21 protein-coding genes are annotated in these 26,047 nt (G+C 70.2%); 15 read left to right on the top strand and 6 right to left on the bottom strand.

The genetic code is table 11. The features are described from left to right. Window positions 1-6 precede the first annotated feature (6 nt). Genes INQ48_24200 through INQ48_24190 form a run of 3 tightly spaced genes read right to left on the bottom strand, consistent with a single transcriptional unit; the run spans window position 7 to window position 2,626 of the window. Window positions 7-1,170, bottom strand: a complete 1,164-nt coding sequence (locus INQ48_24200; GenBank protein ID QRF56426.1) for a thiolase family protein — start codon at window positions 1,168-1,170, stop codon at window positions 7-9. Next, window positions 1,167-1,601: a hypothetical protein gene (locus INQ48_24195; protein QRF56425.1), complete on the bottom strand. Its 435-nt coding sequence runs from the start codon at window positions 1,599-1,601 to the stop codon at window positions 1,167-1,169. The genes INQ48_24200 and INQ48_24195 overlap by 4 nt, the downstream gene beginning before the upstream one ends. Before the next feature lie 38 nt (window positions 1,602-1,639). After that, a complete protein-coding gene (locus INQ48_24190; GenBank protein QRF56424.1) occupies window positions 1,640-2,626 on the bottom strand; it encodes a tripartite tricarboxylate transporter substrate binding protein in 987 nt (328 codons plus the stop codon). A gap of 196 nt (window positions 2,627-2,822) precedes the next feature. Here INQ48_24190 and INQ48_24185 point away from each other — a divergent pair, with 196 nt between their 5' ends. From INQ48_24185 to INQ48_24140, 10 genes are all read left to right on the top strand, one after another. Next, complete coding sequence (locus INQ48_24185; protein QRF56423.1) at window positions 2,823-3,587, top strand: IclR family transcriptional regulator; 765 nt, start codon at window positions 2,823-2,825, stop codon at window positions 3,585-3,587. Window positions 3,588-3,647: 60 nt separating this feature from the next. After that, window positions 3,648-4,799, top strand: a complete 1,152-nt coding sequence (locus tag INQ48_24180; GenBank protein QRF56422.1) for an acyl-CoA/acyl-ACP dehydrogenase — start codon at window positions 3,648-3,650, stop codon at window positions 4,797-4,799. Between the two features lie 13 nt (window positions 4,800-4,812). Continuing rightward, window positions 4,813-6,948 carry an acetate--CoA ligase family protein gene (locus INQ48_24175; protein ID QRF56421.1) on the top strand — a complete coding sequence of 712 codons (2,136 nt, stop codon included), beginning with the start codon at window positions 4,813-4,815 and terminating at the stop codon, window positions 6,946-6,948. Next, window positions 6,945-8,063 carry a CoA transferase gene (locus INQ48_24170; GenBank protein QRF56420.1) on the top strand — a complete coding sequence of 373 codons (1,119 nt, stop codon included), beginning with the start codon at window positions 6,945-6,947 and terminating at the stop codon, window positions 8,061-8,063. Before INQ48_24175 ends, INQ48_24170 begins: the two co-directional genes overlap by 4 nt. After that, complete coding sequence (locus INQ48_24165; GenBank protein QRF56419.1) at window positions 8,060-9,070, top strand: nitronate monooxygenase; 1,011 nt, start codon at window positions 8,060-8,062, stop codon at window positions 9,068-9,070. Before INQ48_24170 ends, INQ48_24165 begins: the two co-directional genes overlap by 4 nt. After that, on the top strand, window positions 9,067-10,026 hold the full coding sequence (locus tag INQ48_24160; GenBank protein ID QRF56418.1) for a nitronate monooxygenase: 960 nt from the start codon (window positions 9,067-9,069) through the stop codon (window positions 10,024-10,026). The genes INQ48_24165 and INQ48_24160 overlap by 4 nt, the downstream gene beginning before the upstream one ends. Window positions 10,027-10,292: 266 nt before the next feature. Beyond that, window positions 10,293-11,765 carry a dicarboxylate/amino acid:cation symporter gene (locus INQ48_24155; GenBank protein ID QRF56417.1) on the top strand — a complete coding sequence of 491 codons (1,473 nt, stop codon included), beginning with the start codon at window positions 10,293-10,295 and terminating at the stop codon, window positions 11,763-11,765. Window positions 11,766-11,887: 122 nt separating this feature from the next. After that, window positions 11,888-13,678, top strand: coding sequence for a sensor histidine kinase (locus INQ48_24150; GenBank protein ID QRF56416.1), 1,791 nt, complete (start codon window positions 11,888-11,890; stop codon window positions 13,676-13,678). Beyond that, the gene (locus INQ48_24145) at window positions 13,675-15,045 is read left to right on the top strand and encodes a sigma-54-dependent Fis family transcriptional regulator (protein ID QRF56415.1); all 1,371 of its coding nucleotides are present in this window, start codon (window positions 13,675-13,677) and stop codon (window positions 15,043-15,045) included. The genes INQ48_24150 and INQ48_24145 overlap by 4 nt, the downstream gene beginning before the upstream one ends. A 38-nt stretch (window positions 15,046-15,083) precedes the next feature. Next, window positions 15,084-15,953, top strand: coding sequence for an aldo/keto reductase (locus INQ48_24140; GenBank protein ID QRF56414.1), 870 nt, complete (start codon window positions 15,084-15,086; stop codon window positions 15,951-15,953). Window positions 15,954-15,971: 18 nt separating this feature from the next. Here the strand turns inward: INQ48_24140 and INQ48_24135 are convergent, their stop codons facing one another. After that, window positions 15,972-16,634 (bottom strand): TetR family transcriptional regulator, encoded by a 663-nt coding sequence (locus tag INQ48_24135; GenBank protein QRF56413.1) that lies wholly within the window; start codon window positions 16,632-16,634, stop codon window positions 15,972-15,974. Window positions 16,635-16,823: 189 nt separating this feature from the next. Between INQ48_24135 and INQ48_24130 the strand changes: the two genes are divergently transcribed. From INQ48_24130 to INQ48_24110, 5 genes are all read left to right on the top strand, one after another. Beyond that, complete coding sequence (locus INQ48_24130) at window positions 16,824-18,944, top strand: hydantoinase/oxoprolinase family protein (protein QRF56412.1); 2,121 nt, start codon at window positions 16,824-16,826, stop codon at window positions 18,942-18,944. After that, window positions 18,941-20,665, top strand: coding sequence for a hydantoinase B/oxoprolinase family protein (locus INQ48_24125; protein QRF56411.1), 1,725 nt, complete (start codon window positions 18,941-18,943; stop codon window positions 20,663-20,665). Before INQ48_24130 ends, INQ48_24125 begins: the two co-directional genes overlap by 4 nt. A 96-nt stretch (window positions 20,666-20,761) precedes the next feature. Then, entirely contained in the window at window positions 20,762-21,727 is a 966-nt protein-coding gene (locus tag INQ48_24120; protein ID QRF60869.1) for an ABC transporter substrate-binding protein, read from the top strand. Further along, window positions 21,708-22,520: an ABC transporter ATP-binding protein gene (locus INQ48_24115; GenBank protein ID QRF56410.1), complete on the top strand. Its 813-nt coding sequence runs from the start codon at window positions 21,708-21,710 to the stop codon at window positions 22,518-22,520. The genes INQ48_24120 and INQ48_24115 overlap by 20 nt, the downstream gene beginning before the upstream one ends. A gap of 2 nt (window positions 22,521-22,522) precedes the next feature. Continuing rightward, a complete protein-coding gene (locus INQ48_24110; protein QRF56409.1) occupies window positions 22,523-23,311 on the top strand; it encodes an ABC transporter permease in 789 nt (262 codons plus the stop codon). Window positions 23,312-23,379: 68 nt separating this feature from the next. On the opposite strand, the gene INQ48_24105 is transcribed toward INQ48_24110, so the two are convergent. Both INQ48_24105 and INQ48_24100 read right to left on the bottom strand, forming a co-directional pair. Further along, entirely contained in the window at window positions 23,380-24,867 is a 1,488-nt protein-coding gene (locus INQ48_24105; GenBank protein QRF56408.1) for a purine permease, read from the bottom strand. A gap of 174 nt (window positions 24,868-25,041) precedes the next feature. Then, window positions 25,042-26,034: an NAD(P)-dependent oxidoreductase gene (locus INQ48_24100; protein ID QRF56407.1), complete on the bottom strand. Its 993-nt coding sequence runs from the start codon at window positions 26,032-26,034 to the stop codon at window positions 25,042-25,044. Window positions 26,035-26,047 lie beyond the last annotated feature (13 nt).

The raw sequence follows: 26,047 nt of genomic DNA, 5'->3' as shown, positions 1-26,047 counted from the left end.
TGTTCTTCAGCAGCGCGCCGTGCCGCCGAGCACGTGCGCGATCGCCACCGACCCGAGGCCGATCATGTGGGCCATGCCCCAGCGCGCGGCCGGGTGCTGGCGGCCCTCGGCCTCGCCGCGGATCTGGCGCACGATCTCGGCGACCTGGCCGATGCCCGTGGGCCCGAGCGGATGGCCCATGCCGATCAGCCCGCCCGAGGCATTGATGGCGCAGCGCCCGCCGATGCGCGAGTCGCCGCGCTCGAGGTAGGCCGCGCCTTCGCCCGGCTGGCACACGCCCACGGCCTCGCTGTAGAGCAGCTCCTCGACCGAGAAGGCGTCGTGCAGCTCGAGCAGGTCGAGCTCGGTGGCGCCGATGCCGGCCTGCTCGAGCGCGGCGCGCGCGCTGTCGCGCACCAGATCGATCGGGCCCTCGCCGTAGCGGGTCTCGTCGCGCTCGCTGCTGGCGGCCGATGCGTGCACGCGCACGCAGCGCGCCGGATCCAGCCCGAGCCGCGCCAGCGCCTGGCCCGACACCAGCAGCACCGCGGCGGCGCCTTCGCCGCGCGGGCAGCACTGCTGCACCGTGAGGTCGCCCGCCACCCTGGGCGAGGCCAGCACCTGCTCGAGCGTGCGCGGCTTGCGGAACTGCGCATAGGGGTTGAGCGCGGCGTTGCCGTGGTTCTTGACCGCCACCTTCGCCATCGATTCCATGCCGCCGCCGTGCTCGCGCAGGTAGCTGCGCGCCATCAGCGCGAACTTCACGGCCGGGATGGTGGCGGTGTCGCTCAGGCGTTCGAGCCCGTCCTTGTTGGCCGCGCGGCGGCCGTCGCCGTGCTTGTCCACGCCCATCGCGAGCACCACGTCGCTGATGCCGTGCGCCACTTCCATGCAGGCCTGGCGGAAGGCGAAGGAGCCCGAGGCCGAGGCGTTCTCGACCTGCGTCACGGCGAGACCGGTCGAGCCCAGGTGGCGCAGCATCACGCGGCCCGCGGCCATGCCGATCGAGGTGGTGCCCACGTACGCGGCCTGCACCTGCTTCCAGGCCAGGCCGGCATCGGCCAGCGCGGCGCGCACGGCCGTCAGGCCCAGTTGGGTGTAGGGCGTGTCGCTCGGGAACTGGTAGGGATGCAGGCCGATGCCGACCACGTAGACGCCGCCGTTGCCGGCCAGCCAGTTGCCGCCGCTCATGCCGTGGCTCCTTGGGCGCCCGCGGGTACGAAGTGGCAGCCGTAGTGCTCGCCCGAGGGCAGCGGCACCGCGATCGCGCGCAGCGCCATGCCCGGCGCGAGCAGGCTTTCGTCGGCCACGCCGATCACGCCTTCCTCCACCACCTGCTCGGCGATGCGGATGTCGCCCGCGATGCTGGGCGCGCTCAGGCCCGGCACCATCGCCACGTGCAGGGTCACGTATTCGAGCAGGGTGCCGCCGCCGGGCCGCGCCACCTGCGCCGAGGCGTCGATGGCGTGGCCGCAATGCATGCAGCCCGGCGCGTTGGCCGGAAAGCTCAATTGCCGGCACTGCGGGCATTGCGCGAACAGGAAGTCGAGCGAGCGGCCGTCGGCCGCGAGCCGGTAGAGCGTGGGCCGCAGGGGCTGGAGCGTGGTCAGGTCTGGGGTCATGGAGGAAGGGATCGCGGAGGGAAGGAAGAGGGCGGAGGTCAGTCGATGCGGGCACCCGATTGCTGCACCACCTCGCGCCAGCGCACCATCTCGGTCTTGACGAACTCGCCGAGCCTGGCGTCGCGCAGGTCCTTGAGCGGCACGCTGCCGAACTTCTCGGTGACCTGCAGCATCTCGGGGTCGACGATGGCCAGCGCGATCGCGTCGCCGAGCTTCTTCACGACCTCGGGCGGCGTCTTCGCGGGCACGAAGACCGCGCTCCAGGCCGTGGACTCGGCGCGCGGGAAGCCGAGCTCGCCCACGGTGGGCACCTCGGGCATGACCGACAGCCGCGCGCGGCCGGTCATCGCGAGCGGCTTGAGCTTGCCGGCCTGCACGAAGGGCATGACCACCACCGGGTAGTCGAACATCAGGTCGAGGTTGCCGGCCATCAGGTCGGTCAGCGCCGGGCTGCTGCCCTTGTAGGGCACGTGGGTCATCTTGATGCCGGTGGCGACCTGGAACAGCTCGGCCGTCAGGTGCGTGCCGGTGCCCGGGCCGGCCGAGCCGAAGTTGAGCTTGCCGGGGTTGGCCTTGGCATAGGCGATCAGCTCGGGCACGGTCTTGAACGGCCGGTTCGGGTTGATCACCAGGATCAGCGGCGTCTCGGACATGGCGTGCACCGGCACGAAGTCCTTCACCGGGTCGTAGCGGATGTTCTTGTAGAGCGCGAGGTTGGCGGCCTGCGTGCCCTGGGTGCCGTAGATCATGGTGTAGCCGTCGGGCGCCTGGCGCGAAGCCGCCTCCACGCCGATCGAGCCGCCCGCGCCGGGCCGGTTGTCGACCACCACCGGCTGCCCCAGCTTGTCGCCCACGATCTTCGCGAGCACGCGCGAGGTGTTGTCGGTGATGCCGCCGGGCGTGAACGGCACCACGAAGGTGATGGGCTTGGTGGGCCAGGCCTCGCCGGCCGCCCGGGCGGTGCCGCCGAGCAGGGCGGACACGGCCGCCAGCCCCACGAATGCTGTCTTCCAGAACTTCTGCATGCCTTGTCTCCGGGTTTGTTTTGGGTCTCGTTTGTCTACGAGTAATCGCAATATACTTCGACCATTCGTAGAAAAACAAGAGGAAATCCGCCGATGCCGGAAAACCCGTATCTGAAGAAACTGCCCGTCACCAATGGAAGTTCTAGACCGTCCCTTCGTTAATATTCGTGGGTCTCTACGAAATATCGGAGGAAATATGCCCACACTCGTCCCTGCCGCCGCCCGCACGATGGCGCTGCTCGAGCTGTTCGCGCGCGAAAAGCGCGAGCTCTCCAATTCCGACCTGGCGCGGCTCATGGACCTGCCCGAGAGCAGCTGCTCGGATCTGCTGCACACGCTGCACGAGCTCGGCTACCTGCTGCGCACCGCGCGCAGCCGGCGCTTCTATCCGACGGCCCGGCTGCTGGCCGTGGCCCGGGAGATCTCGGCCAGCGACCCGCTCTATGCCGTGGCTTCGGAAGCCGCCGAGCTGCTGCGCGACAAGACCGGCGAGACCGGCCTGGTCGGCCGCGTCGAGGGCGGCGTGGTCAAGGTGCTGGCCTTCTTCGAGGGCCGCCATCCGCTGCGCTACATGCAGAACCCCGGCGACAAGCTGAGCCTGCACGTCTCGGCGCTCGGCAAGGCGGCGCTGGCGCTCGGCACGCCCGAGGAGGCGGCGCGCCAGCTGCGCCTGAAGCCGCTGCGCCAGCTCGCCGAGGGAACCATCACCGACCTCGCCGCGCTCGAGGCGCAGGTGGCGCGCGCGCGCGAGCAGGGTTGGATCTGGGTCGAGAACGAAGGCGGCGACGGGCTCTCGGCCCTGGCCGTCGCCGGCTACGTGGGCGGCGAGCCGATCGCGCTCTCGGTCGCCGGCCCCACCGACCGCCTGCGCCAGCAGCGCGAACCTTTCCTGGCCGCCCTGCAGGAAGTGCAGGCGCTGGTCTTCCGTCCCCGCAACGCCCGGGAGCCCGGCGCCTCGTAGACCGAGGGCCGGGCGCCCGGCGTGCGTCCCTTTCCATCCAACGCCACAGGAGACATCTCGATGAATTTCACCCCCGACGCCGACCAGGAACTGCTGCGCGACAGCATCCGGCGCTTCATGAAGAGCGAGGTGGCGCCCCTGGTGGCGAAGCACGACGTGGAGAAGACCTTCCCGTTCGAGATCCTGAAGCAGCTCGCGCAGTTCGGCTACATCGGCGGCCGCCTGCCCGAGTCCGATGGCGGCATGGGCCTGGACCAGATGACCTGGGCCATGCTGATGGAGGAGGCGGGCCACACCTGGCTGTCGCTGCGCACCATGCTCAACATCACGAACGGGCCGATCCACAAGATCGCGAGCGAGGGCACGGCGGCGCAGAAGAAGCGGTTCCTCGAGCCGCTGCTGGCGAGCGAGCGCCGCGTCTTCACCGCCATCAGCGAGCCCGGCACCGGCTCGAACATCGCGCAGATCCAGACCCGCGCCGACCTGCAGGGCGACCACTACGTGCTCAACGGCCGCAAGCTGTGGATCACCAACGGCGCCTTCGCCGACTTCGGCATCGTGGTGGCGCGCACCTTCAGCCCCGACTGCCAGGGGCAGCTGTCGACCTTCCTCGTGGAGCGCGAGGTCTCGCCCTTCGAGGCGCGCCGCGTCGACACCATGGTGCTGCGCAGCACCGGCACCGCCGAGCTGAGCTTCGACAACGTGAAGGTGCCGCGCGAGAACCTGCTGGGCGAGGAGGGCAGCGCGCTCAAGCGCATGCTGGTGGGGCTGGACGGCGCGCGCGTGAACATCGCGATGGGCGCGGTCGGCGCCGCGCGCGCGGCGCTCGAGCTGTCGATCGACTATGCACGCACGCGCACCCAGTTCGGCAAGCCGATCGGCAGCTTCCAGCTGGTGCAGAAGCTCATCGTCGACATGACGGTGCGCGTGGAGGCGGCGCGCGCGCTGGCGCTGCGCGCGGCGGCGGCGCTCGACGCCAATGCCGACGACGCGCGCATGGCCTGCTCGATCGCCAAGCTCTATGCCACCGAGGCGGCGCACGAGGTCGCGAGCATGGCGCTGCAGGTGCATGGCGGGCTCGGCTATTCCACCGACTACCCGATCGAGCGCATCTTCCGCGACACCCGCGGCGGCACCATTCCCGAGGGCACGACCGAGGTCCAGACGCTGATCGTCGGGCGCGAGATCCTCGGCATGTCGGCGATCGCCTGAGGGGAGCACGGCAATGCAAGGCACCCAGGACACGCGCCCGGTCGACATCGCACGGCTGATCCGCCCGCGCTCCATCGCGCTGGTCGGCGCCTCCGAGCGCGAAGGCAGCATCGGCGAGCGCACGCTGACCAACCTGATCGAGCACTCCGAATTCGATGGCGAGGTCTATCTCGTCAATCCCACCAAGGCCGAGCTCCGCGGCCGCCAGTGCTGGCCCAGCGTGGCCGCGCTGCCCGCCACGCCCGACGTGGCCGTGGTCGCGGTGCCCGCGAGCGGCGTGCTGGCCGTGATCGAGGAGTGCACCGCTCGCGGCGTGGGCTTCGCCGTGATCCTGAGTTCGGGCTTCGGCGAGGCCGGCGAGGAAGGCGAGCGCGAGCAGCAGCGCATGAAGGAGATCGCCGCGCGCGGCGGCCTGCGGCTCTACGGCCCCAACTGCCCGGGGCTGACCAACGTCAACCACCGGCTGGGCCTGACCTTCTCGCCCTCGTTCCCGCACGACCTCACCAAGGGCCCGATCGGCCTGGCCACGCAGGGCGGCGGCCTGGGCCGCAACGTGATGCAGGCGATGGAGCGCGGCATCGGCATCGGCCTGTGGGCCTCGACCGGCAACGAGGTCGACTTGCAGGTGGCCGACTTCATCCACTACATGGCCGACGCGCCCGACATCCAGGTCGTCGTTACGCTGCTCGAAGGCATCAAGGACGGCGCGAAGTTCGCGGCCGCGGTGCAGCGCTGCGCGGCCAACGGCAAGCCCGTGATCGGGCTCAAGGTGGGCCGCTCCGAATACGGGCGCAAGGCCGCGCAGTCGCACACCGCCTCGCTCACGGGCTCGGCTGAGGTCAACAGCGCGGTGTTCCGCCAGTTCGGCGTGATCGAGGTCGACGACATCGACGAGCTGGTCGATACCGCCTGGCTGTTCGCGCGCGCCATGCCGGGGGCGCAGGAGGCGCTGGGCATCTACTGCTCCTCGGGCGGCACGGCCGCGCTCACCGCCGACGCGGTGGGCGCCGCCGGCCTCACCTTGGCCACCTTCGCGCCCGAGACCACCGCGGTGCTGCGCGCCAAGCTGCCCGACTACGCGGCCATCGGCAACCCGGTCGACACCACGGCGATGGTGCTCAGCGACAAGACCGTGGTCGAGACCACGCTGGGCTGCGTGGCGAACGATCCGCACACGGGACTGACCATCGTGCCGATCGCGCTCGACTACGGCGAGACCACCACGCGCATGGCCGACAACATCATCAATGCGCAGAAGGACAGCGCCTCGCCGATCGTGCCGATCTGGATGAGCGACCGGCTCGGCGAGGGCTATCGCAAGCTGGTGGCGGCCGGCTTCGCGCCGCCGCGCTCGGTCAACAAGTCGATCGCGGCGATCGCGCGCTGGGTCGAGTACGGGCGCTGGAAGCGCGCGAACCCGTCGAACCCCGAGGCGCATTTGGTGCTGCCGACGCGCGCGCCCGAGGGCGAGTTCGCCACGCGCAGCCTGTCGGAATCGCAGGCCAAGGCGCAGTTGAAGCAAGCGGGCATCGCGCTGCTGCCGCAAGGGCTCGCAAGCTCGGCCGAGCAGGCGTGCACGCTGGCGGAAGGCATGGGCTACCCCGTGGTCGCGAAGATCGCGAGCGCGCAGATCGTCCACAAGTCCGACATCGGCGGCGTGAAGGTGGGCCTGCAGGACGCGGCCCAGGTCGCCGAGGCCTGGCGCGAGATCATGGCCGCGGCCGCGAAGCACCATCCCGAGGCTGCGGTCGACGGCCTGCTGGTCGAGAAGATGGCGCCGCGCGGCGGCACCGAACTCATGGTGGGCGTCACGCGCGACCCGGTGTTCGGCCATGTCATGACCTTCGGCCTCGGCGGCATCTACGTCGAGGTACTGCGCGACGTGACGCGGCGCATGCTGCCGATCGGTCCGCGCGACGCGGCGGCGATGGTGCGCGAGATCCGCAGCTTCGCGCTGCTCGACGGCGCGCGCGGCCGGCCCAAGGCCGACCTCGCGGCGCTCGAGGCGCTGCTGCTGCGCGTGTCGGAGTTCGTGGTGGCGAATGCCGACCGCATCGAGGAGATGGACCTCAACCCGGTCTGGGTGGGCGCGGCGGGCGAGGGTGCGCTGCCGCTCGACGCCGTGATCATCGAGCGCGTGCCGGCATGACGCGGGACGTCGCAACGCCGCCGCTGGCCGGCATCGTGGTGGTCGACTTCAGCGAGCTGCTGCCCGGCCCCTTCTTCACGCAGAACCTCGCCGAGCTCGGCGCGCGCGTGATCAAGATCGAGCGCCCGCCGCATGGCGACAACGTGCGGCGCATGGGCCCGGGCGTGTTCGAGGCCGTGAACCGCGGCAAGCAGAGCCTGCTGGTCGATCTCAAGGACGAGGCGCAGCGCGCCGAGGTGCGCGCGCTGATCGCCACGGCCGACGTGGTGGTGGAGTCGTACCGGCCCGGCGTGATGGCGCGGCTGGGGCTCGATGCAGACGGCCTGCGCGCGGCGTTTCCGCGGCTGGTCTACGTGTCGCTCAGCGGCTATGGCCAGCAGGGGCCGTGGGCCGATCTGCCGGGGCACGACATCAACTACCTGGGCGCGGCCGGCGTGCTCGCGGTCTCGGGCGTGCCCGGCGGCGGTCCGGCGCAGAGCTTCGGCCTGCCGGTGGCCGACCTCTGCGGCGCGATGTATGCGCTGTCGTCCACCCTGGCCGCGCTGCTGCAGCGCCAGCACACGGGCCAGGGCCAGCACCTCGACGTGGCGCTGGCCGACTGCGCGCTGCACTGGATGAATCCGCGCCTTGGCGCCTGGCGCTCGTCGGGCGATGCGGACCTGGAAGCGCAGCGCGAGGCCACGCTGGTGAAGGCGGCCTACGGCGCCTTCCTGTGCCGCGACGGCAAGCACCTGTCGGTGGCCGCGCTCGAGGACCACTTCTGGGCCCGCCTGTGCGAGGCGCTCGATCTCTCGCCCTATGGCGACGCGGCCTTTCGCTCGCATGGTGCGCGCAAGAAAGTGGCGCCGGCGATCAATGCGCGGCTGGCCGAGGCGCTGGCCGCGCTCGATGCCGACGATGCCTTCGCGCTGCTGCAGCGGCACGACGTGCCGGTGGCGCCGGTGGTGGAACCGGCCGCGCTCGCGACGCTGCCGCAGTTCGCGCAGCGCGGCAAGTTCGAAGGCGATGCGGCGCTCGCGCTCGCGCGCTATCCGGTGCCGATGGCGGGCGTCACGCCTGGCGGGCTCGGCGGCGCGCCGCGGCTCGACAGCGCGCGCGCGGCTGAGCGGCCATGACGGTACCGCTCTTCCGTACCCGCATCACCGAGCTGTTCGGCATCGACCATCCGATCCTCGGCGGCGGGCTGATGTGGCTGTCGGACGCACGCTACGTGGCCGCGCTGGTCAATGCCGGCTGCATGGGCTTCGTCACGCCGCGCTCCTTCGCCGACGACGCGGCCTTCGCGGCCGCGCTCGTGCAATGCCGCGAGCTCACGCGTGGGCGGCCCTTCGGCGTGAACCTCACGCTCTCGAAGCGGCCCGAGGCCAACACCGCGGTGCGGCGCTGGATGGAGATCGCGCTCGCGCACGGCGTGCGCCATTTCGAGACCGCGGGCTATGCGCCCGGTGAGCTGATCGGCACGCTGCACGCGGCCGGCGCGGTGGTGCTCCACAAGGCGCCGGGCCTGCGCCATGCGCTCGCGGCCGAGCGCGCGGGCGCCGATGCGGTGGCGCTGGTCGGCATGGAGGAGGGCGGCCATCCGGGCGCCAACGAGCTGCCGACCATGCTGCTGGGCGCGCTCGCGGCCGAGCAACTGCGCGTGCCCGTGGTGCTGGCCGGCGGCATCGGCCATGGGCGCCAGCTCGCGGCCGTGCTCGCGCAGGGGCTCGACGGCGTGCTGATCGGCAGCCGCTTCCTGGTGGCCGAGGAGATCGCCACCCATCCGGCCTACAAGCGGCACCTGCTCGACTGCGACGAGCAGTCCACCGTGCGGCTGCTGCACACGCTGGGCAACACCTGGCGCGTGCTGCGCAATGAGACCGCGCGCGAGGTCGAGGCGATCGAGCGCGCGGGCGCGGCCGACCATGCGGCCTTCGGCACGCTGATCGACGGCCGCGCGACGCGCGACCACTGCTATGCGCAGGGCGACTGGCAGCGCGGCATGGTGTCGCTGGGGCCATCGATCGCCTTCGCGCGGCGCATCGAGCCGCTGGCGGCCATCGTGGCCGAGCTGCTGGCGCAGGCGCGGGCCTCGCTCGCGCGCCTGCCTTCCCTCGTTTCCCCCGCACCGGAGCCGTCATGACGCAGCGCCTGCCCTTCCTCGACCGCCTGGCGGTGCCCGCGATCGCCGCGCCGATGCTGCGCGTGTCGGGCATCGAACTGGTGTCGGCCGCCTGCCGCGCCGGCGTGGTCGGTGCCTTTCCGACCGCCAATGCGGAGTCGCTCGAGGCCTTCGCGGGCTGGATGGCGCGGCTCAACGACGAGGCGGGCGCGGCGCGCGATGCCGGCACCGCGCATGCGCCCTGGTGCCCCAACCTGATCATGCGGCGCGACCCGGCACGCGTGCGCGCCGAGGTCGAGCTGATCGTGCGGCATCGCGCCGAACTCGTGATCACCAGCGTGGGCTCGCCCGCGGCGGTGATTCCCGCGCTGCACGACGGCGGCTGCCTGGTGCTGGCCGACGTGGCCTCGGTGCACCACGCCGAGCGCGCCATCGAGGCCGGCGCCGACGGCCTGGTGCTGCTGACCGCGGGCGCGGGCGGCCACACCGGCTGGGCCAATCCCTTCGCCTTCGTGCGTGCGGTGCGCGCCTTCTTCGACGGCCCGCTGGTGCTGGCCGGCGGCCTGCCCGACGGCGTGGCGCTGCGCGCGGCCACCGTGCTGGGCTGCGACCTGGGCTCGATGGGCACGCGCTTCATCGCCACCGAGGAGAGCCTGGCCTCGGCGCCCTACAAGAAGATGCTGGCCGCGAGCTCGCTCGACGACGTGATGACCACGCGCGCCTTCACCGGCCTGCCGGCCAACTTCCTGCGGCCCTCGGTGCTGAACGCGGGGCTCGATCCGGCGGCGCTCGACGAGACGGTGTCGGTGCAGCAGGCGCGCCAGCGCTTCGGCGGCGGCTCCGAGGGCGCCGTGATCCAGCGCTGGGCCGACCTGTGGAGCGCCGGGCATTCGGTCGGCGGGGTGGCCGGGCTGGCCACGGTCGAGCAGGTGGTGCGCGGGCTGCGCGCGGAATTCCACGCCTCCGCATCGGCCTAGGGTTTTCCCTGAAGGGTGCGTCCGAAACGCCGGACGGCCTGCGCGGGCCGCGTCCGGAAGCGCGGCGCGGGGCCTTGTTGGCCCCCGATTTTCTTTAATGAAATCAACGACTTGAGTCGGGTTCACGTGCCATTTTGACTGGCATGTGCGTTGCTCTGTGTTCTCCACTGCCGGCGCCGCCTTTTCCGAAGGCGCAGCCGGCGACAACGAGCCCAGGAGACAACCATGACCTTCAGCCGACCGGCCTTGCGACCCCCTTCGCCAGCATGCCCCGCCCCGCGCGGCGGCGCGCCGGCGCGCTGACCCCGTCCGACCGCGCCCGTCGGGCGCACCCCTTTTCCATCCCAGTGTTCAGCCCCGGCCGGCCCCCGGCCTCAAGGAGATTTCCCGTGGACCACGTATCCGCATCCGCCCCCAAGCCCTTCTACAGATCGCTGTACTTCCAGGTCATCACCGCCATCGTCATCGGCGTGCTGCTCGGCCACTTCTATCCCGACACCGGCGCCGCGATGAAGCCGCTGGGCGACGGCTTCATCAAGCTGATCAAGATGATCATCGCGCCGATCATCTTCTGCACGGTGGTGGTCGGCATCGCCGGCATGGAGGACATGAAGAAGGTCGGCAAGACCGGCGGCCTCGCGCTCTTGTACTTCGAGATCGTCAGCACCATCGCGCTGATCGTCGGCCTGGTCATCATCAACATCGTGCAGCCCGGCCACGGCATGAACGTGGACCCGAGCCAGCTCGACGCCAAGTCGATCGCTGCCTACACCGGCCCGGGCAAGATGGCCTCGACCACCGAGTTCCTGCTCAACGTGATCCCGACCACCGTGGTCGATGCCTTCGCCAAGGGCGAGATCCTGCAGGTGCTGCTGTTCGCCGTGATGTTCGGCTTCGCGCTGCACCGCTTCGGCGGCCGCGGCACGCTGGTGTTCGACTTCATCGAGAAGTTCTCGCACGTGCTGTTCACCATCGTCGGCTACATCATGAAGGTGGCCCCGATCGGTGCCTTCGGCGCGATGGCCTTCACCATCGGCAAGTACGGCGTGGGCTCGCTGGTGCAGCTCGGCGCGCTGATGGCGACCTTCTACGCCACCTGCCTGTTCTTCATCTTCGTGGTGCTCGGCGCGATCGCGCGCGCGCACGGCTTCAGCATCTGGAAGTTCATCAAGTACATCAAGGAAGAGCTGCTGATCGTGCTGGGCACCTCCTCGAGCGAGGCGGCGCTGCCGCGCATGATGGCCAAGATGGAGAACCTCGGCGCCAAGAAGTCGGTGGTCGGCCTGGTGATTCCCACCGGCTACTCGTTCAACCTCGACGGCACCTCGATCTACCTGACCATGGCCGCGGTGTTCATCGCCCAGGCCACCAACACGCCGATGTCGATCACCCAGCAGATCACGCTGCTGCTGGTGCTGCTGCTGACCTCGAAGGGCGCGGCCGGCGTGACCGGCAGCGGCTTCATCGTGCTGGCGGCCACGCTCTCGGCCGTGGGCCACGTGCCGGTGGCGGGCCTGGCGCTGATCCTGGGCATCGACCGCTTCATGTCGGAAGCGCGCGCGCTGACCAACCTGATCGGCAACGGCGTGGCCACCATGGTGGTCGCGAAGTGGACCGGCGACCTCGACACCGAGCGCCTGACCAACCAGCTGAACCAGGGCAGCGGCGCCGAGGCCGACGAGCCCGAGCTGGTGCTCGACGCCAAGGAAGCGCGCATGCCCGCGGGCAGCGGGCGCTGATCGGGGCCGGCGTTCGTGCCGGTCTTTCCCCGGACGCCCGCCTCGCGCGGGCGTCCTGCCTTGCGGACCGCGATCTGCATTAACCTGCGCCCCGAGAACCGAACCGAGCGGCGCGCCCTTCCATGGAGACTTCCACCGTGACCTTCCGTCCCCGCACCCGGCGCGCGGTGGTGCGCTGGTGCGCCGCGCTCGTGCTGGTGGCGCTGTCCGCCCTGGTCGGCCACCACCTTTCCACGCAGGCCGGCCTGGCGCGCCTGCGCGAGGCCGCCGAGCACCGGCTCGACATGGTCGCCACCGGGCTCGACGCCGAGCTCACGCGCTTCGACTACCTGCCCGCGCTGCTCGAGATGACGCCGGTGGTGCCCGCGCTGCTGAACGCGCCGGCCGACGCCTCGCTGCGCGACGCCGCCAACCGCTATCTGGCGGGCGTCAACGCCACCGCGCGCGCCGAGATGCTCTACGTGCTCGACGCCGGCGGCACCTCGCTCGCGGCCTCCGACTGGGACCGGCCCGGCACCACGCTGGGCCAGCACTACGAGTTCCGGCCCTACATGATCGACGCGCTGGCCCAGGGGCGCGGCCGTTTCTACGGCGTGGGCATCACGAGCCGCCGGCCCGGCTACTACCTCTCGTACGCGCTGCGCCGCGAGCCGGCCGTGCCCGGCGTGGTCACGGTGAAGATCAACCTCGAGGACAACGAGGCCGCGTGGCGCAAGCTGCCGGGCGACGTGGTGGTGGTCGACCAGCGCGGCGTGGTGATCCTCGCCACGCGCGACGACCTCAAGTTCCGGCCGCTGCTGCCGCTCGACGCGCTGCAGCGCGCCGAGGTGCTGCGCTCGCGGCCCTATGGCGAGGCCGCGCTCGCGCCGCTGCGCTGGCAGCGGCTGGAGGCGCTGGCACCGGGCGTGCAACTGATTCGCGTGGAGGGCGCCGACCGGCTCGTCGCCAGCCGCACCCTGCGCAATGCGCCGTGGCAATTGCTCACGCTCGACGACATGGCGCCGCTGCGCGTGGCCGCGCGCAATGCCGCGGTGACCGCCGGGCTCGGCATGGTCGCGCTGCTGCTCTTGGGCGTGACCCTGTGGCAGCGCCGCCGCGCCGAGCGCCAGAAGCTCGCCAACCAGGCCGCGCTGCAGGCCGCGCACGACGGCCTCGAGTCGATGGTGGCGGCGCGCACCGCGCAGCTGCGCGCCGCGCAGGACGAGCTGGTGCAGGCCGGCAAGATGGCCGCGCTGGGCCAGATGTCGGCCGGCCTCGCGCACGAGCTCAACCAGCCGCTGACCGCGATGCGCACGCTGTCGGAGAGCGCGGCCATCCTGCTCGACCACGAACGCCACGACGAGGTGCGCGGCAACCTCCAGCGCATCCGCGACATGGTCGACCGGCTCGCGCGGCTGACCGCGCAGCTCAAGACCTTCTCGCACAAGAACCAGCTCGGGCCCTCGCCCGTGGCGCTGGCCGCCGCGATCGACGATGCGCGCGTGATCGTCGCCGGCGCCGAGCAGAAGCACGGCGTGCAGGTCGAGGTCGACATCGAGCCGCCGCAGCTCGCCGTGATGGCCGACGAGGCCGCGCTCGGCAGCGTGCTGGTGAACCTGATGCGCAACGCGATCGAGGCCATGGAGCACATGCCGCAGCGCGTGCTGCGCCTGCAGGGGCGGCTGAACGAGGACGGCCGCGCGGTGCTGACCGTGAGCGACACCGGCCCCGGCATCCGCGACGACGTGGTGCCGAAGCTGTTCGAGCCCTTCGTCACCACCAAGCCCGCGGGTTCGGGGCTGGGGCTGGGCCTCGTGCTGTGCGCGCAACTCGTGCGCGCCATGAACGGCGGCCTGCGGGCGGACAACCGGGAGGGCGGCGGGGCATACTTCGTCGTCGACCTGCCGGCCGCCAGCCCCCACGCCCACCCATGACACCACCGCCCGCCAACGAAGCCTCCGCTATCCGCGTGCTGCTCGTCGAAGACGACGACGACGTGCGCCTGAGCACCGCGCAGATGCTGGGCCTGGCGGGCTTCAAGGTCGAGGCCTTCGCGAGCGTGGAGCGGGTGCGGCCGCACATCGCCTTCGGCGTGCCCGCGGTGGTGGTGTGCGACGTGCGGCTGCCGCGCATGAGCGGCACCGAGTGGCTGGTGGAGGTGCGCGGCATCGATCCCGAGCTGCCGGTGATCCTGGTCACGGGCCATGGCCACATCGCGATGGCGGTGGCGGCGATGCGCGACGGCGCCTACGACTTCATCGAGAAGCCCTTCACCACCGAGCGGCTGGTGGCCATCGTGCGGCATGCGATCGAGCGGCGGCAGCTGGCGCTGCAGGTGCGCAGCCTGCGCGAGGCGCTCGACAACTGGAACGGCATCCAGTCGGTGCTGATCGGCCGCTCGGCCCAGATGCAGCGGGTGCGGCGCAACGTGATGACGCTGGCCGGCACCTCGGCCGACGTGCTGATCTACGGCGAGACCGGCACCGGCAAGGAGATGGTGGCGCGCTGCCTGCACGACCACAGCGAAAGGCGGCGCGAGCACTTCGTGCCGCTGAACTGCGGCGGCCTGCCCGAGGCGCTGGCCGAGAGCGAGCTGTTCGGCCACGAGGCCGGCGCCTTCACCAGCGCCAACCGCACGCGCGTGGGCAAGTTCGAATACGCGAGCGGCGGCACCCTGTTCCTCGACGAGATCGAGAGCATGCCGATGGCGGTGCAGATCAAGCTGCTGCGCGCGCTGCAGGAGCGAAGCATCGAGCGCATCGGCTCGAACAAGCCGATCCCCTTCGACTGCCGCGTGGTGGCCGCGAGCAAGGAGGACCTGAAGGCGCTGAGCGACCGGCAGAAGTTCCGCGCCGACCTCTACTACCGCATCGGCGTTGCGTTCATCGAGCTGCCGCCGCTGCGCGAGCGGCGCGAGGACATCCCGCTCTTGTTCGAGCATTTCACGCTGCAGGCCGCGAAGAAATACGACCGGCCCGCGCCGGTGCCCAGCCATGCGCAGCTCGCCGACCTGATGGCCTATGCCTGGCCCGGCAACGTGCGCGAACTGCGCAACGTGGCCGACCGCTTCGTGCTGGGCCTGCTCGGCGAGCGGCTCACCTTGCTGCGCGCGAGCGACGAGGAGGTGCTGCCGCAGGCCCTGCCGCAGCAGGTGGAGGCCTTCGAGCGCGCCGTCATCGTCGAGGCGCTGCGCCAGCACCAGGGCGACCAGCCGGCCACCGCGAGCGCGCTGGGCATCGCGCGCCAGACCCTGTTCGACAAGCTGCGCAAGCTCGGCATCGCGGCCGAGGAATTCAAGTAGCTCGCGTGCAGGCATTCGGGCGGCGCTAGCATGGCCCGATGCGAACACTCTCCTTTCCCCAAGGCGCCGGCAACGGCAACGAGATGCCCGTGCTCGGGCTGGGCACCTGGCGCATGGGCGAGGCCGCGGGCCGCCGCCAGGCCGAGGTGGCCGCGGTGCGCGAGGCCATCGCACTCGGCTACCGCCTGATCGACGCCGCCGAGATGTACGGCGAGGGCGGCGCCGAGACCGTGGTCGGCCAGGCCGTGGCCGAGGCGCTGCGCGCCAACGAGCTGCGGCGCGACGAGCTCTTCATCGTCAGCAAGGTCTATCCGCACAACGCGAGCCGGCGCGGCACGCCCGAGGCCTGCGAGCGCAGCCTGAAGCGCCTGGGCCTCGATGCCATCGACCTCTACCTGCTGCACTGGCGCGGCAGCCATCCGCTGGCCGAGACCGTCGATGCCCTGCAGGCGCTGGTGGCGCGCGGGCGCATCGCGCGCTGGGGCGTGAGCAACTTCGACACCGACGACATGGAGGAGCTGGCGCCGCTGGGGCAGGGCGGTCCCTCGTGCGCGGCGAACCAGGTCTACCTGTCGCTCGGCGAGCGCGGTCCCGAGTTCAGCCTGCTGCCCTGGCAGCGCGAGCGCGGCATCCCGCTGATGGCCTACAGCCCGATCGACCAGGGCGCGCTGGCCGACGACGAGGGCCTCGGCGAACTCGCGGCGGACCTCGGCGTGAGCGCGGCCCAGCTCGCGCTGGCGGCGGTCATCGCGCGGCCGGGCGTGGCGGCGATTCCGAAGGCGGTGGGCAGCGCGCATCTGAAGCAGAACTTCGCGGCGGCCTCGTTGACGCTCGATGCCGGCGTGCTCGCGAAGCTCGACCGGCTGCATCCGCCGCCGAAGCGCAAGACGGCGCTGGCGATGATCTGACCGAAGCGGCCGAAGCGGCTAGGCCGCGTCGCCGCTGCGGTCGCAGAGGTAGCTGATCACCATGTCCGAGGCGTGCCTGAGCCGCGACTGCTGGCGGTCCGAGGCGCCGAGGTCGACGTCGAGCACGTACGAGAGCGTGTAGCGGTTGGTGATGAAGTACGAGCCCAGGCCCGAGATCGAGACGTAGAGGTCGACCCAGTCGGCATCGCGGCGGAACACGCCCTTCTGCTTGCCCGACTCGAGGATGGTCGACAGCGCGGTGCGCAGCGGGTTGAACATCTCCGAGATCACCTTCGACTTGCGGATGTGCACCGCCTTGTGCAGGTTCTCGGTCGACAGCAGCTGGTGGAACTCGGGCTGGTCGATGAAGTGCTGCACCGTCTTCTCGACCAGCTCGCGCATGTCGCGCACCGGGTCCTCGCCCGTGAGCGCGAGCTCGTTCTGGCGCTCGCGCATCGCGCCGTAGGCGCGCTCCATCACCTCGATGAACAGCGCCTCCTTGCTGTCGAAGTAGTGATAGACGAGGTTCTTGCTGATCTTGCAGCGGGCCACGATCGCGTCGATGCGCGCGCCGTCGTAGCCGTGCGCGGCGAACTCCTTGCTCGCGATCTTCAAGATCCGGTCTCGCGTTGCCACGGCATTGCGCTGCCGCGGCTTGGGCGTCTTTGTGTCGTGTGTCATGGGTCCTGATGTCGGCGAGGCACCACCGAGGTCGCGAGTCTACTTCCGGCGCGGCCGCGAAAAAGATGCAAAACAAAGGTTGACATCGTGCGGTCACGGCTCATATATTTCGCCCTCAATGGTACTAGCCAGTTAGTTAGTTAAGGCCGGTCCCATTATCGTCCAACCCCGCTAGAACGGAGCATCACAATGGGTTCTGCACCACAGCGAAGCAAAGGCGTGCGCGTCGGATGCGATATCGGAGGAACCTTCACCGATATCGTGCTCGCGATGCCCGACGGCCGGCTCTTCGTCAACAAGACGTCCACCACGCCGGAGGACCTCGGCAAGGCCATCGTCAACGGCTTGCGCGTACTGATCGACCAGGCCGGCATCGCGCCCGGAGACATTGCCGAGATCGTGCACGGCACCACCACCGCGTCGAACACGATCCTGCAGAAGGTCGGCGCCAACACCGGCGTGCTCACCACCGATGGCTTCCGCGACGTGCTGGAGATCGGCCGCATCCGCACGCCCACGATGTTCGACCTCGGCTGGCAGAAGCCGCAGCCGCTGGCCACGCGCCGCTGGCGCCGCGGCGTGCGCGAGCGCATGGGTTCGCGCGGCGAGGTGGTCGTGCCGCTCGACGTCGAGCACCTGCTCGAACAGGCGGGCGAACTGGTGGCCGACGGCGTGAACGCGGTCGCGCTGTGCTTCCTCAACAGCTACATCAACCCGGCGCACGAGCTCCAGGCCAAGGCCGCGCTGCAGGCGCACTTTCCCGAACTGCTGCTGAGCGTGTCGTGCGAGGTGCTGCCCGAGATCAAGGAGTACGAGCGCACCAGCACGACGGTGGTCAACGCTTACATCCTGCCCGCGATGAAGACCTACCTCGCGCGCCTGAAGAAGGACCTGCGCGACATGGGCGTCGATGCCTCGCTGCAGGTGATGGCCTCCAACGGCGGCATGATGGGCATCGCCTCCGCGACCGAAAAGCCGGTGTTCGCCGTGGCCTCGGGCCCGGCGGGCGGCGTGGCCGGCGCCGCGCGCATCGGCGCGATGGGCGGCGACGACGACCTGATCGTCTTCGACATGGGCGGTACCACCGCCAAGGCCTCGGTCATCGTCGGCGGCCAGCCCTCGCTGACCAACGAATACGAGTTCCGCGACGGCATCAGCGCGCCGAGCCGCTTCGTCAAGGGCGGTGGCTACGTGCTCAAGGTGCCCGCGATCGACATCGCCGAGGTGGGTGCGGGTGGCGGCTCGATCGCCTGGATCGACGGTGGCGGCCTGCTGTGCGTCGGGCCCGAGTCGGCCGGCGCTTCGCCGGGCCCGGCCTGCTATGGCAACGGCAACGAGCGCCCGACCGTGACCGACGCCAACATGGTGCTCGGCTACCTCAATCCCCAAGCGCTCGCGGGCGGCAGCCTGCCGGTCTCGCTCGAGCTTTCGGGGCGGGCGATCGATACTCACGTGGCCGGGCCGCTGAAGCTCGACCGCCTCGCCGCGGCGCACGGCATCCGCCAGGTCGCCAACGTGAACATGGCGCGCGCGATCCGCGCGGTGACGGTGGAGCGCGGCCGCGATCCGCGCGACATGTCGATGATCGCCTTCGGTGGCGGCGGCCCGCTGCATGCGGTGGCGGTGGCGCGGCTGCTCGGCATCCGCCGCGTGATCGCGCCGATCATGGCCGGCGTCTTCTGCTCGGCCGGCATGCTCTCGGCCGACGCCGAGCACAACTTCGTGAAAGCGGTGCTGCGTCCGCTGGCGGATTGCGAACCGGCCGCGCTGGCACGCGCCACCGCGGTGCTCGCCGACCAGGGCTTCACGGTGCTGGCCTCCGAAGGCTACGCGGCCGATGCGGTGCGCGTGGAGCGCTTCGCCGACCTGCGCTACCTCGGCCAGAGTTCGGAACTCACCGTGGCGCTGCCCGCAGGCACGCTCGACACGGCCGTGCTCGAGCAACTGGCGAGCGACTTCCATGCGCTCTACCAACAGACCTTCGGCTACAGCAGCGATGAGCCACTCGAGCTGGTCAACCTGCGCGTCAGCGCCCATGGCCGCAGCGACTTCCGGCTCGACTTCGCCAAGTGCCGCGTCGACGCGACCGCACTGCAGGGCACGCAGGGCGAACGCCTCGTGAGTTTCGCGCCCGGCGAGGCGTCCGCTTCGACGCCCGTGGTCCCGCGCGCCAGCCTCGGTGCCGAGCCGGTGCAGGGGCCGCTGATCGTCGAGTCCTACGACACCACCATCGTCGTGCCGCCGCACTGCAGCGCGCGCGCCGATGCCATCGGCAACATCGTCATCGACCTCCAGGAGATCCCGGCATGAACCGCGCCATCGACCCGATCACCTTCGCGGTGGTCAAGAACGCGATGGATTCCATCGTCGACGAAGTGGCCTACACCGTGCTGCGCACCGCGCGCTCGGAGATCGTCAAGGACGTGATGGACTACTCGGCCGCGATCTGCGACCGCCACGGCCAGATGATCGCGCAGGCCAAGACCATCGCGCTGCACCTGGGCGCCATCCCCGAAGCCATGGCCGAGGTGCGCAAGCGCTACGGCGACGCGCTCGCGCCGGGCGACGCGGTGATCGTCAACGACCCCTACCAGGGCGGCATGCACCTGCCGGACATCTTCATGTTCGTGCCCTTCTTCTACCGCGAGGAACTCGAGGGCTTCTGCGTCGTCATCTGCCACCACACCGACGTGGGCGGCCGCGTGCCCGGATCGAACGCCAGCGACTCGACCGAGGTCTACCAGGAAGGCCTGCGCATCCCGGTGGTCAAGCTCTACGAGCGCGGCGTGGTCAACGACATCATGGAGCGCGTGATCGCGCAGAACGTGCGCGTGCCCGACCGCGTGCTCGGCGACCTGCGCGCGCAGTACGCGGCCTCGCAGGTGGGCGTGCGCGAGCTCACGGCGCTGTTCGACCGCTATGGCCGCGACGACGCGCGGCGCTACTTCGCCGAACTGCTCGACTATGCCGAGCGGCTCACGCGCGAGGAGATCCGCCGCTGGCCCAAGGGCACCTTCCACTTCGAGGACTTCATCGACGACGACGGCCTCTCGCCCGAGCCGATCCCGATCCGCGTCGCGCTCACGGTGCACGAGGACCGTGTTAGCGTGGACTACACCGGCTCCTCGCCGCAGGTGCGCGCGGCGATCAACTCGACGCTGTCGTACACCAAGTCCTGCACCTACCTCAGCGTGCGCTGCGCCCTGAAGGGCGATGTGCCGAACAACGCCGGCGTGTTCCGCTGCATCGAGGTGCACGTGCCCGAAGGCACCGTGCTCAACCCGATCGAGCCGGCCGCGGTCGCGGCGCGCGCGCTCACCGGCTACCGCGTGTTCGACGCGATGCTCGGCGCGCTGGCCCAGGTGGTGCCCGACCGCATTCCCGCCGCGGGCGAGGGCGGCAACACCGTGGTCTGCCTCTCGGGCAAGAAGGACGACGGCAGCAGCTACATCATCGTCGACATGATCTGCGGCGCCTGGGGCGGCCGCCCCGGTTCCGACGGCATCGAGGCGATCACCAACGCCTCGCAGAACCTCTCGAACACGCCGGTGGAAACGCTGGAGGCGCAGCATCCGGTGCGCGTCGAGGCCTACGAGCTCGAGCCCGACTCCTGCGGCGCAGGACGCTACCGCGGCGGCCTCGGCATCCGGCGCAGCTACCGCGTGCTGGCCGACGACGTGCTGCTGCAACTGCGCGCCGACCGCATGAAGTTCCAGCCCTACGGCCTGCAGGGCGGCCTGCCCGCGAGGTCGGCCTCGAACCGGCTGCAGCACGCAGGCGAGACCATCGAGCTCGCGAGCAAGGTTGGCATGCGCATTGCAAGAGGCACCGTGGTGACGCACACGCAACCCGGTGGCGGTGGCTTCGGCGATCCGCTGCTGCGCCCCGCGCAAGAGATCGAACGCGACGTCTGGGACCACAAGCTGTCGGCCGACTTCGTGCGCCAGCACTACCGTGCGGTGGTCGATCCGGCCAGCGGCCGCCTCGACGCCGCGCAAACCCAGGCACTGCGCGCCGGCACGGCGGACTGAAGCACCGCGCCGTTCCCGCGATTCCCCCACCACCCCATGACGAAGAAGCAGAGGTAAGCGATGAAAAGACGTACGTTGACCCAAGGCCTCGCGGCGATGGCCGCGCTCCCGGCGCTGTCCCTCGGCCTGCGAACGGCGCAGGCGCAAGGCGCCACCAAGCTGCGCGTGCGCATGGACTTCTCGCCCTGGGGCATGCACGGCGCGGTTCACCTGGCCCAGCAGAAGGGCTGGTTCAAGGACGAGGGCCTCGAGGTCGAGGTGCAGGACGGCACCGGCACCATCTCGACGCTGCAGCTGCTCGCGGCAGGGCAGGTCGACGTGGGCCAGGTGGCGCTCGGCACCATGGCGGTGGCGAAGGAGAACGGGCTCGAGCTGGTCTCGATCGCCGGCTTCGCGCGCACCGGCGACCTCGCTGTCATGACCGATGCGGCGCAGGGCGTGAAGTCGCCGAAGGAGCTCGCGGGCAAGAAGATCGTGTGCTTCACGACCAGCCCGTGGGCGCCGTTCATCGAGCCCTTCCTCAAGGCCAACGGCATGAGCAAGAGCAGCATCGAGCTGGTGATGGTCACGCCCAGCGCGATGATCTCGACCTATGCCTCGGGCAACAGCGACGGCTTCATGTCGCAGGCCCCGTTCGGCCAGCCGATGGTGCTGAAGACCCGCAAGGCCAGCGCGCTGCTGCTGGCCGACAGTGGCATCAGCTTCCCGAGCTACGGGCTGGCCACGACGCCGAAGGCAATCGAGTCGAAGCAGGCCGCGATCGCGAAGTTCACGCGCGTGCAGCTGCGCGCCTGGCAGTACATCCACGACAACCACATCGACGAGGCGGTGGCCGCCATCGTGGCGCAGCGGCCGACTGCGCGGCTGGACCCCGAGGTGCTCAAGGGACAGCTCGTGGCCTACCGCCCCTTCTTCCAGAGCCCGGGCGACAAGAGCCTGCCGATCGGCCAGCAGTCCGACGCCGACTGGGCCGCGGCGATCCGCTCGATGGAACAGACCGGCCAGATCAAGCCGGGCCGCAAACCCTCCGACTACTACACCAATGCGCTCCTTTCCGTCTGAAGCGCCCGCGCGCGGAGCACATCACGTGGCCGATTTCCTGTCGATCGACGGCCTCCACAAGGTCTACCAGTCTGGCCGCAAGCCGATCACCGCGCTGCAGGACGTGCGCCTCGGCGTGGCGCGCGGCGAGTTCGTCTCGATCGTGGGCCCGAGCGGCTGCGGCAAGAGCACGCTGATGCGCTGCATCGCCGGGCTCGAGCCCATCACCAGCGGGCGGCTCGCGCTCGACGGCGTGCCGATCACCGAGCCGCCCGACAACATGGGCGTGGTGTTCCAGCGCGACCTGCTGCTGGAATGGCGCAGCATCCTCGACAACGTGCTGGCGGCCGCCGAATTCCATGGCCTCGAGCGTGCGCGGCATGCACCGCGCGCGCGCGAACTGCTGGCCCTGTTCGGCCTGGCCGACTTCATGGACCGCTATCCGCGCGAGCTCTCGGGCGGCATGCGCCAGCGCGTCTCGATCTGCCGCGCGCTGCTGCTCGATCCGCAGTTGCTGCTGATGGACGAGCCCTTCGGCGCGCTCGACCCCTTCACGCGCGATGCGCTCAACGCGGAGCTGCAGCGCACCTGGATGGCGACCGGCAAGACGGTGATCTTCATCACCCATTCGATCACCGAGGCCGTCTACCTCGGCGGGCGCGTGGTGATGATGGCGCGCGGTCCCGGCCGTATCGCCGACATCCTGCCGATCGAGCTCGAGCGGCCGCGCGGCCTCGACGTGCGCGAGACGCGCGAGTTCGCGGCCTACGTGTCGCGCATCAAGGAAACCTTCCGCGAACTGGGCGCTTACTGACCATGAAGACACTCTGGAACCACACCGAGCGCAGCCGCCAGGCGCTGCTCACGCTCGCCGTGCTGCTCGTGGCCTGGGAGGCGTGCGTGCGCCTGCTCGGCATCCGCGACTTCCTGCTGCCCGCGCCCTCGAAGATCATCGGGCAGTTCCTCGCGCAGCCTGGCTACCTGCTGCGCGAAACGCTCGACACCTTGCTCACCACGATGTACGGCTTCGTGCTGGCCGTGGTGCTCGGCGTGGCCGCGGCCATCGGCATCGTCTATTCGCGCTTCCTCGACCGCACGCTCTACTCGCTGCTGGTGGCGCTCAATGCCGTGCCCAAGGTGGCGCTCGCGCCGCTGTTCGTGATCTGGATGGGCACCGGCGCGCTGCCCAAGGTGGCGATCGCGATGCTGATCGCGATCTTCCCGATCCTGATCGACTGCGTGCTGGGGCTGCGTTCCACCGACCCCGACATGCTCGACATGGCGCGGGTCAACAAGGCCACGCGCGGGCGCATCCTCTGGAAGATCCGCTTTCCCAATGCGCTGCCGAGCCTGTTCGCGGGCATGAAGGTCGGCGTGTCCTTCGCGCTGGTGGGCACCATCGTCGGCGAGTTCGTGGCCGGCGAATCGGGGCTGGGCCACGTGATCCTGGTGGCGCAGGGCAGCTTCGACACCTCCACCGTGTTCGTCGCGCTCGCGCTGCTGTGCGTGCTCGGCGTGGTGCTGTTCAAGGGGATCGAGCTGGCCGAGGAGCGGCTGCTCGGCTGGCATGCCTCGCAGCGCGGCGTGCCGGCGCACGCGGTCTAGCAGAGGCCGTGCGCGCTGCATGAAAAAAGGGGCCGTCGGCCCCTTCGTTCGTTGTGGCGTGCAGCGGCTCAGTGCGCATCCGCATGCTTCGCCGCCGCGATCACCGCCTGCTCGTCGTGCTTCGCGCCGTTGAGGAACAGGTTCAGCAGCACCGCCGCGATCGACGCCAGCAGGATGCCCGACTCGATCAGCGAGTGGATCGCATGCGGCATCCACTGCTTGAAGTTGGGCGCGATCAGCGGAATCATGCCGACGCCGATCGAGACCGCCACGATCATCGCGTTGTGGCGGTTGTGCTTGAAGTCGACGCCCGAGAGGATGCGGATGCCGGTGGCGGCCACCATGCCGAACATCACGAGGCCCGCGCCGCCGAGCACCACGGTGGGCAGCGACTCCACCAGCGCCGCCATCTTCGGCAGCAGGCCCAGCACGATCAGGATCACGCCGCCGGCCACGCAGACATAGCGGCTCTTGATGCCGGTGACGGCGACCAGGCCCACGTTCTGCGAGAAGCTGGTGTAGGGGAAGGTGTTGAAGATGCCGCCGATCAGCGTGCCCAGGCCGTCGGTGCGCAGGCCCTTGGCGAGGTCCTGCTGCGAGATCTTGCGCTCGGTCATCTCGCCGAGCGCGAGGAACATGCCGGTCGATTCGATCATCACCACCACCATGATCAGCGTCATCGTGAGGATCAGGATCGGGTCGAACTGCGGCATGCCGAAGTGGAACGGCAGCACGATGTCGAACCACGCGGCCTTGCCGACCTTCTCGTAGGTCATGAGGCCGGTGAGCGAGGCCACGACCGCGCCGATGACGATGCCCAGCAGCACCGAGATGTTGGCGACGAAGCCCTTGGCGTACTTCACGATCAGCAGGATCGACACCAGCACCAGCGCGGCCACGCCCAGGCCCGAGAGGTCGGCGTACTTGGGGTTGGGCACGGTGGGCATGATCGCGAAGCCCTTGGGCACGGCGGGGATGGAGCTGCCGGGCGAGGTGACCTCGGCCAGCCACTTGGCGTAGACCGGATCGACCAGCGCGGGCGCCGTCGGGCCCACGGGATTGCCGAAGATCCAGTTGATGCCCACGCGCATCAGGCTGATGCCGATCACCGCGATGATGGTGCCCGTGACCACCGGCGGGAAGAAGCGCAGCATGCGGCTCACGAAGGGCGCGATCAGTATCGAGACGATGCCCGCGCCGATGATGGCGCCGAACAGCAGCTGTGCGCCGTTCTGGCCCGGGTTGGCATTGGCGATGGCCACCATGGGCGCCACCGAGGCGAAGGTCACGCCCATCATCACGGGCAGCTTGATGCCGAACCACTGCGTGGCGCCGAGCGCCTGGATCAGCGTGGCGATGCCGCAGCAGAACAGGTCCGCCGAGATCAGCAGCGCGACCTCGTCGGGCGAGAGCTTGAGCGCACGGCCCACGATCAGCGGGACCGCGACCGCGCCCGCGTACATGACCAGCACGTGCTGCAGGCCCAGGGCGGTGAGCTTGCCGGTGGGCAGGCGCTGGTCCACCGGATGGACTGTGGAAAGGGAGTCGGCCGTCATCGTGAATCTCCTGCTGCGGCAATGAGAAAAAGACAGAAAGAGGTGCGGCGCGCAGTCGTCGGGCGCGTCCACCGCATCTGGTGTACGCGAAACTGTATACAATTTATGCGGCAATCCGGACTGAGGAAAACCCGGGGGGGCCCGGGCGGGCCGGATGCCGTGCCGGCGGCTGGTTCAGGCCACTGGGTAGGGGCCGTCCTCGAAGCGCTGCGCGTGGTAGCCCTTGCTGCCCACGGCATGCGCCAGTTCGCTGCGGAAGTCGCGGCCCTCGCGCAGGCTTTGCAGCACCTGCGCGAAGTCGTGCTTCGGCGCCCAGCCCAGGTCGCGCCGCGCGCGCGCGTTCACGTACACGCGGTCGAGCTGCGCGGGCAGGGTCCAGCCGCGCCGTTCGTAGAGCGCCTCGCAGTCGGGGAAGTGCCGGCGCAGCACGGCCGGCGCATCGCTGCGCAGCAGCGCGAGTTCGTCGCGCGCGAAAGGCGTGGTGGCCGAGACGATGTAGCGGCCGAAGCCCAGTGCCGGTGCGCGCCGTGCCGCGCACAGGTGCGCCTCGACGATGTCCGCGATGTCGGCGCGGCGATGCAGCAGCTCGTTGGCCTGAGCGTTCTCGAGCGAGTGGCGCTCGCGTGCGCGCGGATCGTCGTCGTCCTCGGGGAAGAAGCGCGAGGTGCGCAGCACGATTGCGTGGAGGCCGTGCTCGCGATGGAACAGCTGGCACAGGTCCTCGGCCGCGGTCTTGGTCGCGCCGTAGATGTTCTTCGGGATCGGCGTCACGTCTTCCGTGATCCAGGCGGCGGGCTCGCCCGCGGCCGGCGTGAGCGCCGAGCCGAAGCTGCTGGTGGTGCTCGTGAACACGAAGGCCTGCACGCCGGCCGCCACCGCCTCCTCGAGCAGCGCGAGCGTGCCCGCGATGTTGGTCTCGACGAAGTCCTGTTTCGCATGCGTGGCCACGTGCGGCTTGTGCAGGGTGGCGGTGTGCAGCACCGTGCGCACGCCGCGCATGCACTCGCGCACGAAGGCACGGTCGGCGATGGAGCCGGTGCGGTCGGTGAAGGGCGAGGCGAGCAGGTCGATGCCGCGGGCCTCGCCCCAGGCGTCGGGGTGCGCGCGCAGATGGCGCATCAGTGCTTCGCCGAGATGGCCGGCGCTGCCGGTGACCAGTGTGGTCATGGGAACGGTGTCC

The organism is Variovorax paradoxus (assembly GCA_016806145.1).
In the GTDB taxonomy this organism is placed as follows: Bacteria; Pseudomonadota; Gammaproteobacteria; order Burkholderiales; family Burkholderiaceae_C; genus Variovorax.
The sequence above is the reverse complement of the archived record's forward strand: the minus strand, read 5'-3'. Positions and strand labels throughout refer to the sequence as shown.

Bases quoted from the DNA above. Each gene is read 5' to 3' on its own strand.
- INQ48_24200 (QRF56426.1), bottom strand. From the start codon at position 1,170: ATGAGCGGCGGCAACTGGCTGGCCGGCAACGGCGGCGTCTACGTGGTC.
- INQ48_24195 (QRF56425.1), bottom strand. From the start codon at position 1,601: ATGACCCCAGACCTGACCACGCTCCAGCCCCTGCGGCCCACGCTCTAC.
- INQ48_24190 (QRF56424.1), bottom strand. From the start codon at position 2,626: ATGCAGAAGTTCTGGAAGACAGCATTCGTGGGGCTGGCGGCCGTGTCC.
- INQ48_24185 (QRF56423.1), top strand. From the start codon at position 2,823: ATGCCCACACTCGTCCCTGCCGCCGCCCGCACGATGGCGCTGCTCGAG.
- INQ48_24180 (QRF56422.1), top strand. From the start codon at position 3,648: ATGAATTTCACCCCCGACGCCGACCAGGAACTGCTGCGCGACAGCATC.
- INQ48_24175 (QRF56421.1), top strand. From the start codon at position 4,813: ATGCAAGGCACCCAGGACACGCGCCCGGTCGACATCGCACGGCTGATC.
- INQ48_24170 (QRF56420.1), top strand. From the start codon at position 6,945: ATGACGCGGGACGTCGCAACGCCGCCGCTGGCCGGCATCGTGGTGGTC.
- INQ48_24165 (QRF56419.1), top strand. From the start codon at position 8,060: ATGACGGTACCGCTCTTCCGTACCCGCATCACCGAGCTGTTCGGCATC.
- INQ48_24160 (QRF56418.1), top strand. From the start codon at position 9,067: ATGACGCAGCGCCTGCCCTTCCTCGACCGCCTGGCGGTGCCCGCGATC.
- INQ48_24155 (QRF56417.1), top strand. From the start codon at position 10,293: ATGCCCCGCCCCGCGCGGCGGCGCGCCGGCGCGCTGACCCCGTCCGAC.
- INQ48_24150 (QRF56416.1), top strand. From the start codon at position 11,888: ATGGAGACTTCCACCGTGACCTTCCGTCCCCGCACCCGGCGCGCGGTG.
- INQ48_24145 (QRF56415.1), top strand. From the start codon at position 13,675: ATGACACCACCGCCCGCCAACGAAGCCTCCGCTATCCGCGTGCTGCTC.
- INQ48_24140 (QRF56414.1), top strand. From the start codon at position 15,084: ATGCGAACACTCTCCTTTCCCCAAGGCGCCGGCAACGGCAACGAGATG.
- INQ48_24135 (QRF56413.1), bottom strand. From the start codon at position 16,634: ATGACACACGACACAAAGACGCCCAAGCCGCGGCAGCGCAATGCCGTG.
- INQ48_24130 (QRF56412.1), top strand. From the start codon at position 16,824: ATGGGTTCTGCACCACAGCGAAGCAAAGGCGTGCGCGTCGGATGCGAT.
- INQ48_24125 (QRF56411.1), top strand. From the start codon at position 18,941: ATGAACCGCGCCATCGACCCGATCACCTTCGCGGTGGTCAAGAACGCG.
- INQ48_24120 (QRF60869.1), top strand. From the start codon at position 20,762: ATGGCCGCGCTCCCGGCGCTGTCCCTCGGCCTGCGAACGGCGCAGGCG.
- INQ48_24115 (QRF56410.1), top strand. From the start codon at position 21,708: ATGCGCTCCTTTCCGTCTGAAGCGCCCGCGCGCGGAGCACATCACGTG.
- INQ48_24110 (QRF56409.1), top strand. From the start codon at position 22,523: ATGAAGACACTCTGGAACCACACCGAGCGCAGCCGCCAGGCGCTGCTC.
- INQ48_24105 (QRF56408.1), bottom strand. From the start codon at position 24,867: ATGACGGCCGACTCCCTTTCCACAGTCCATCCGGTGGACCAGCGCCTG.
- INQ48_24100 (QRF56407.1), bottom strand. From the start codon at position 26,034: ATGACCACACTGGTCACCGGCAGCGCCGGCCATCTCGGCGAAGCACTG.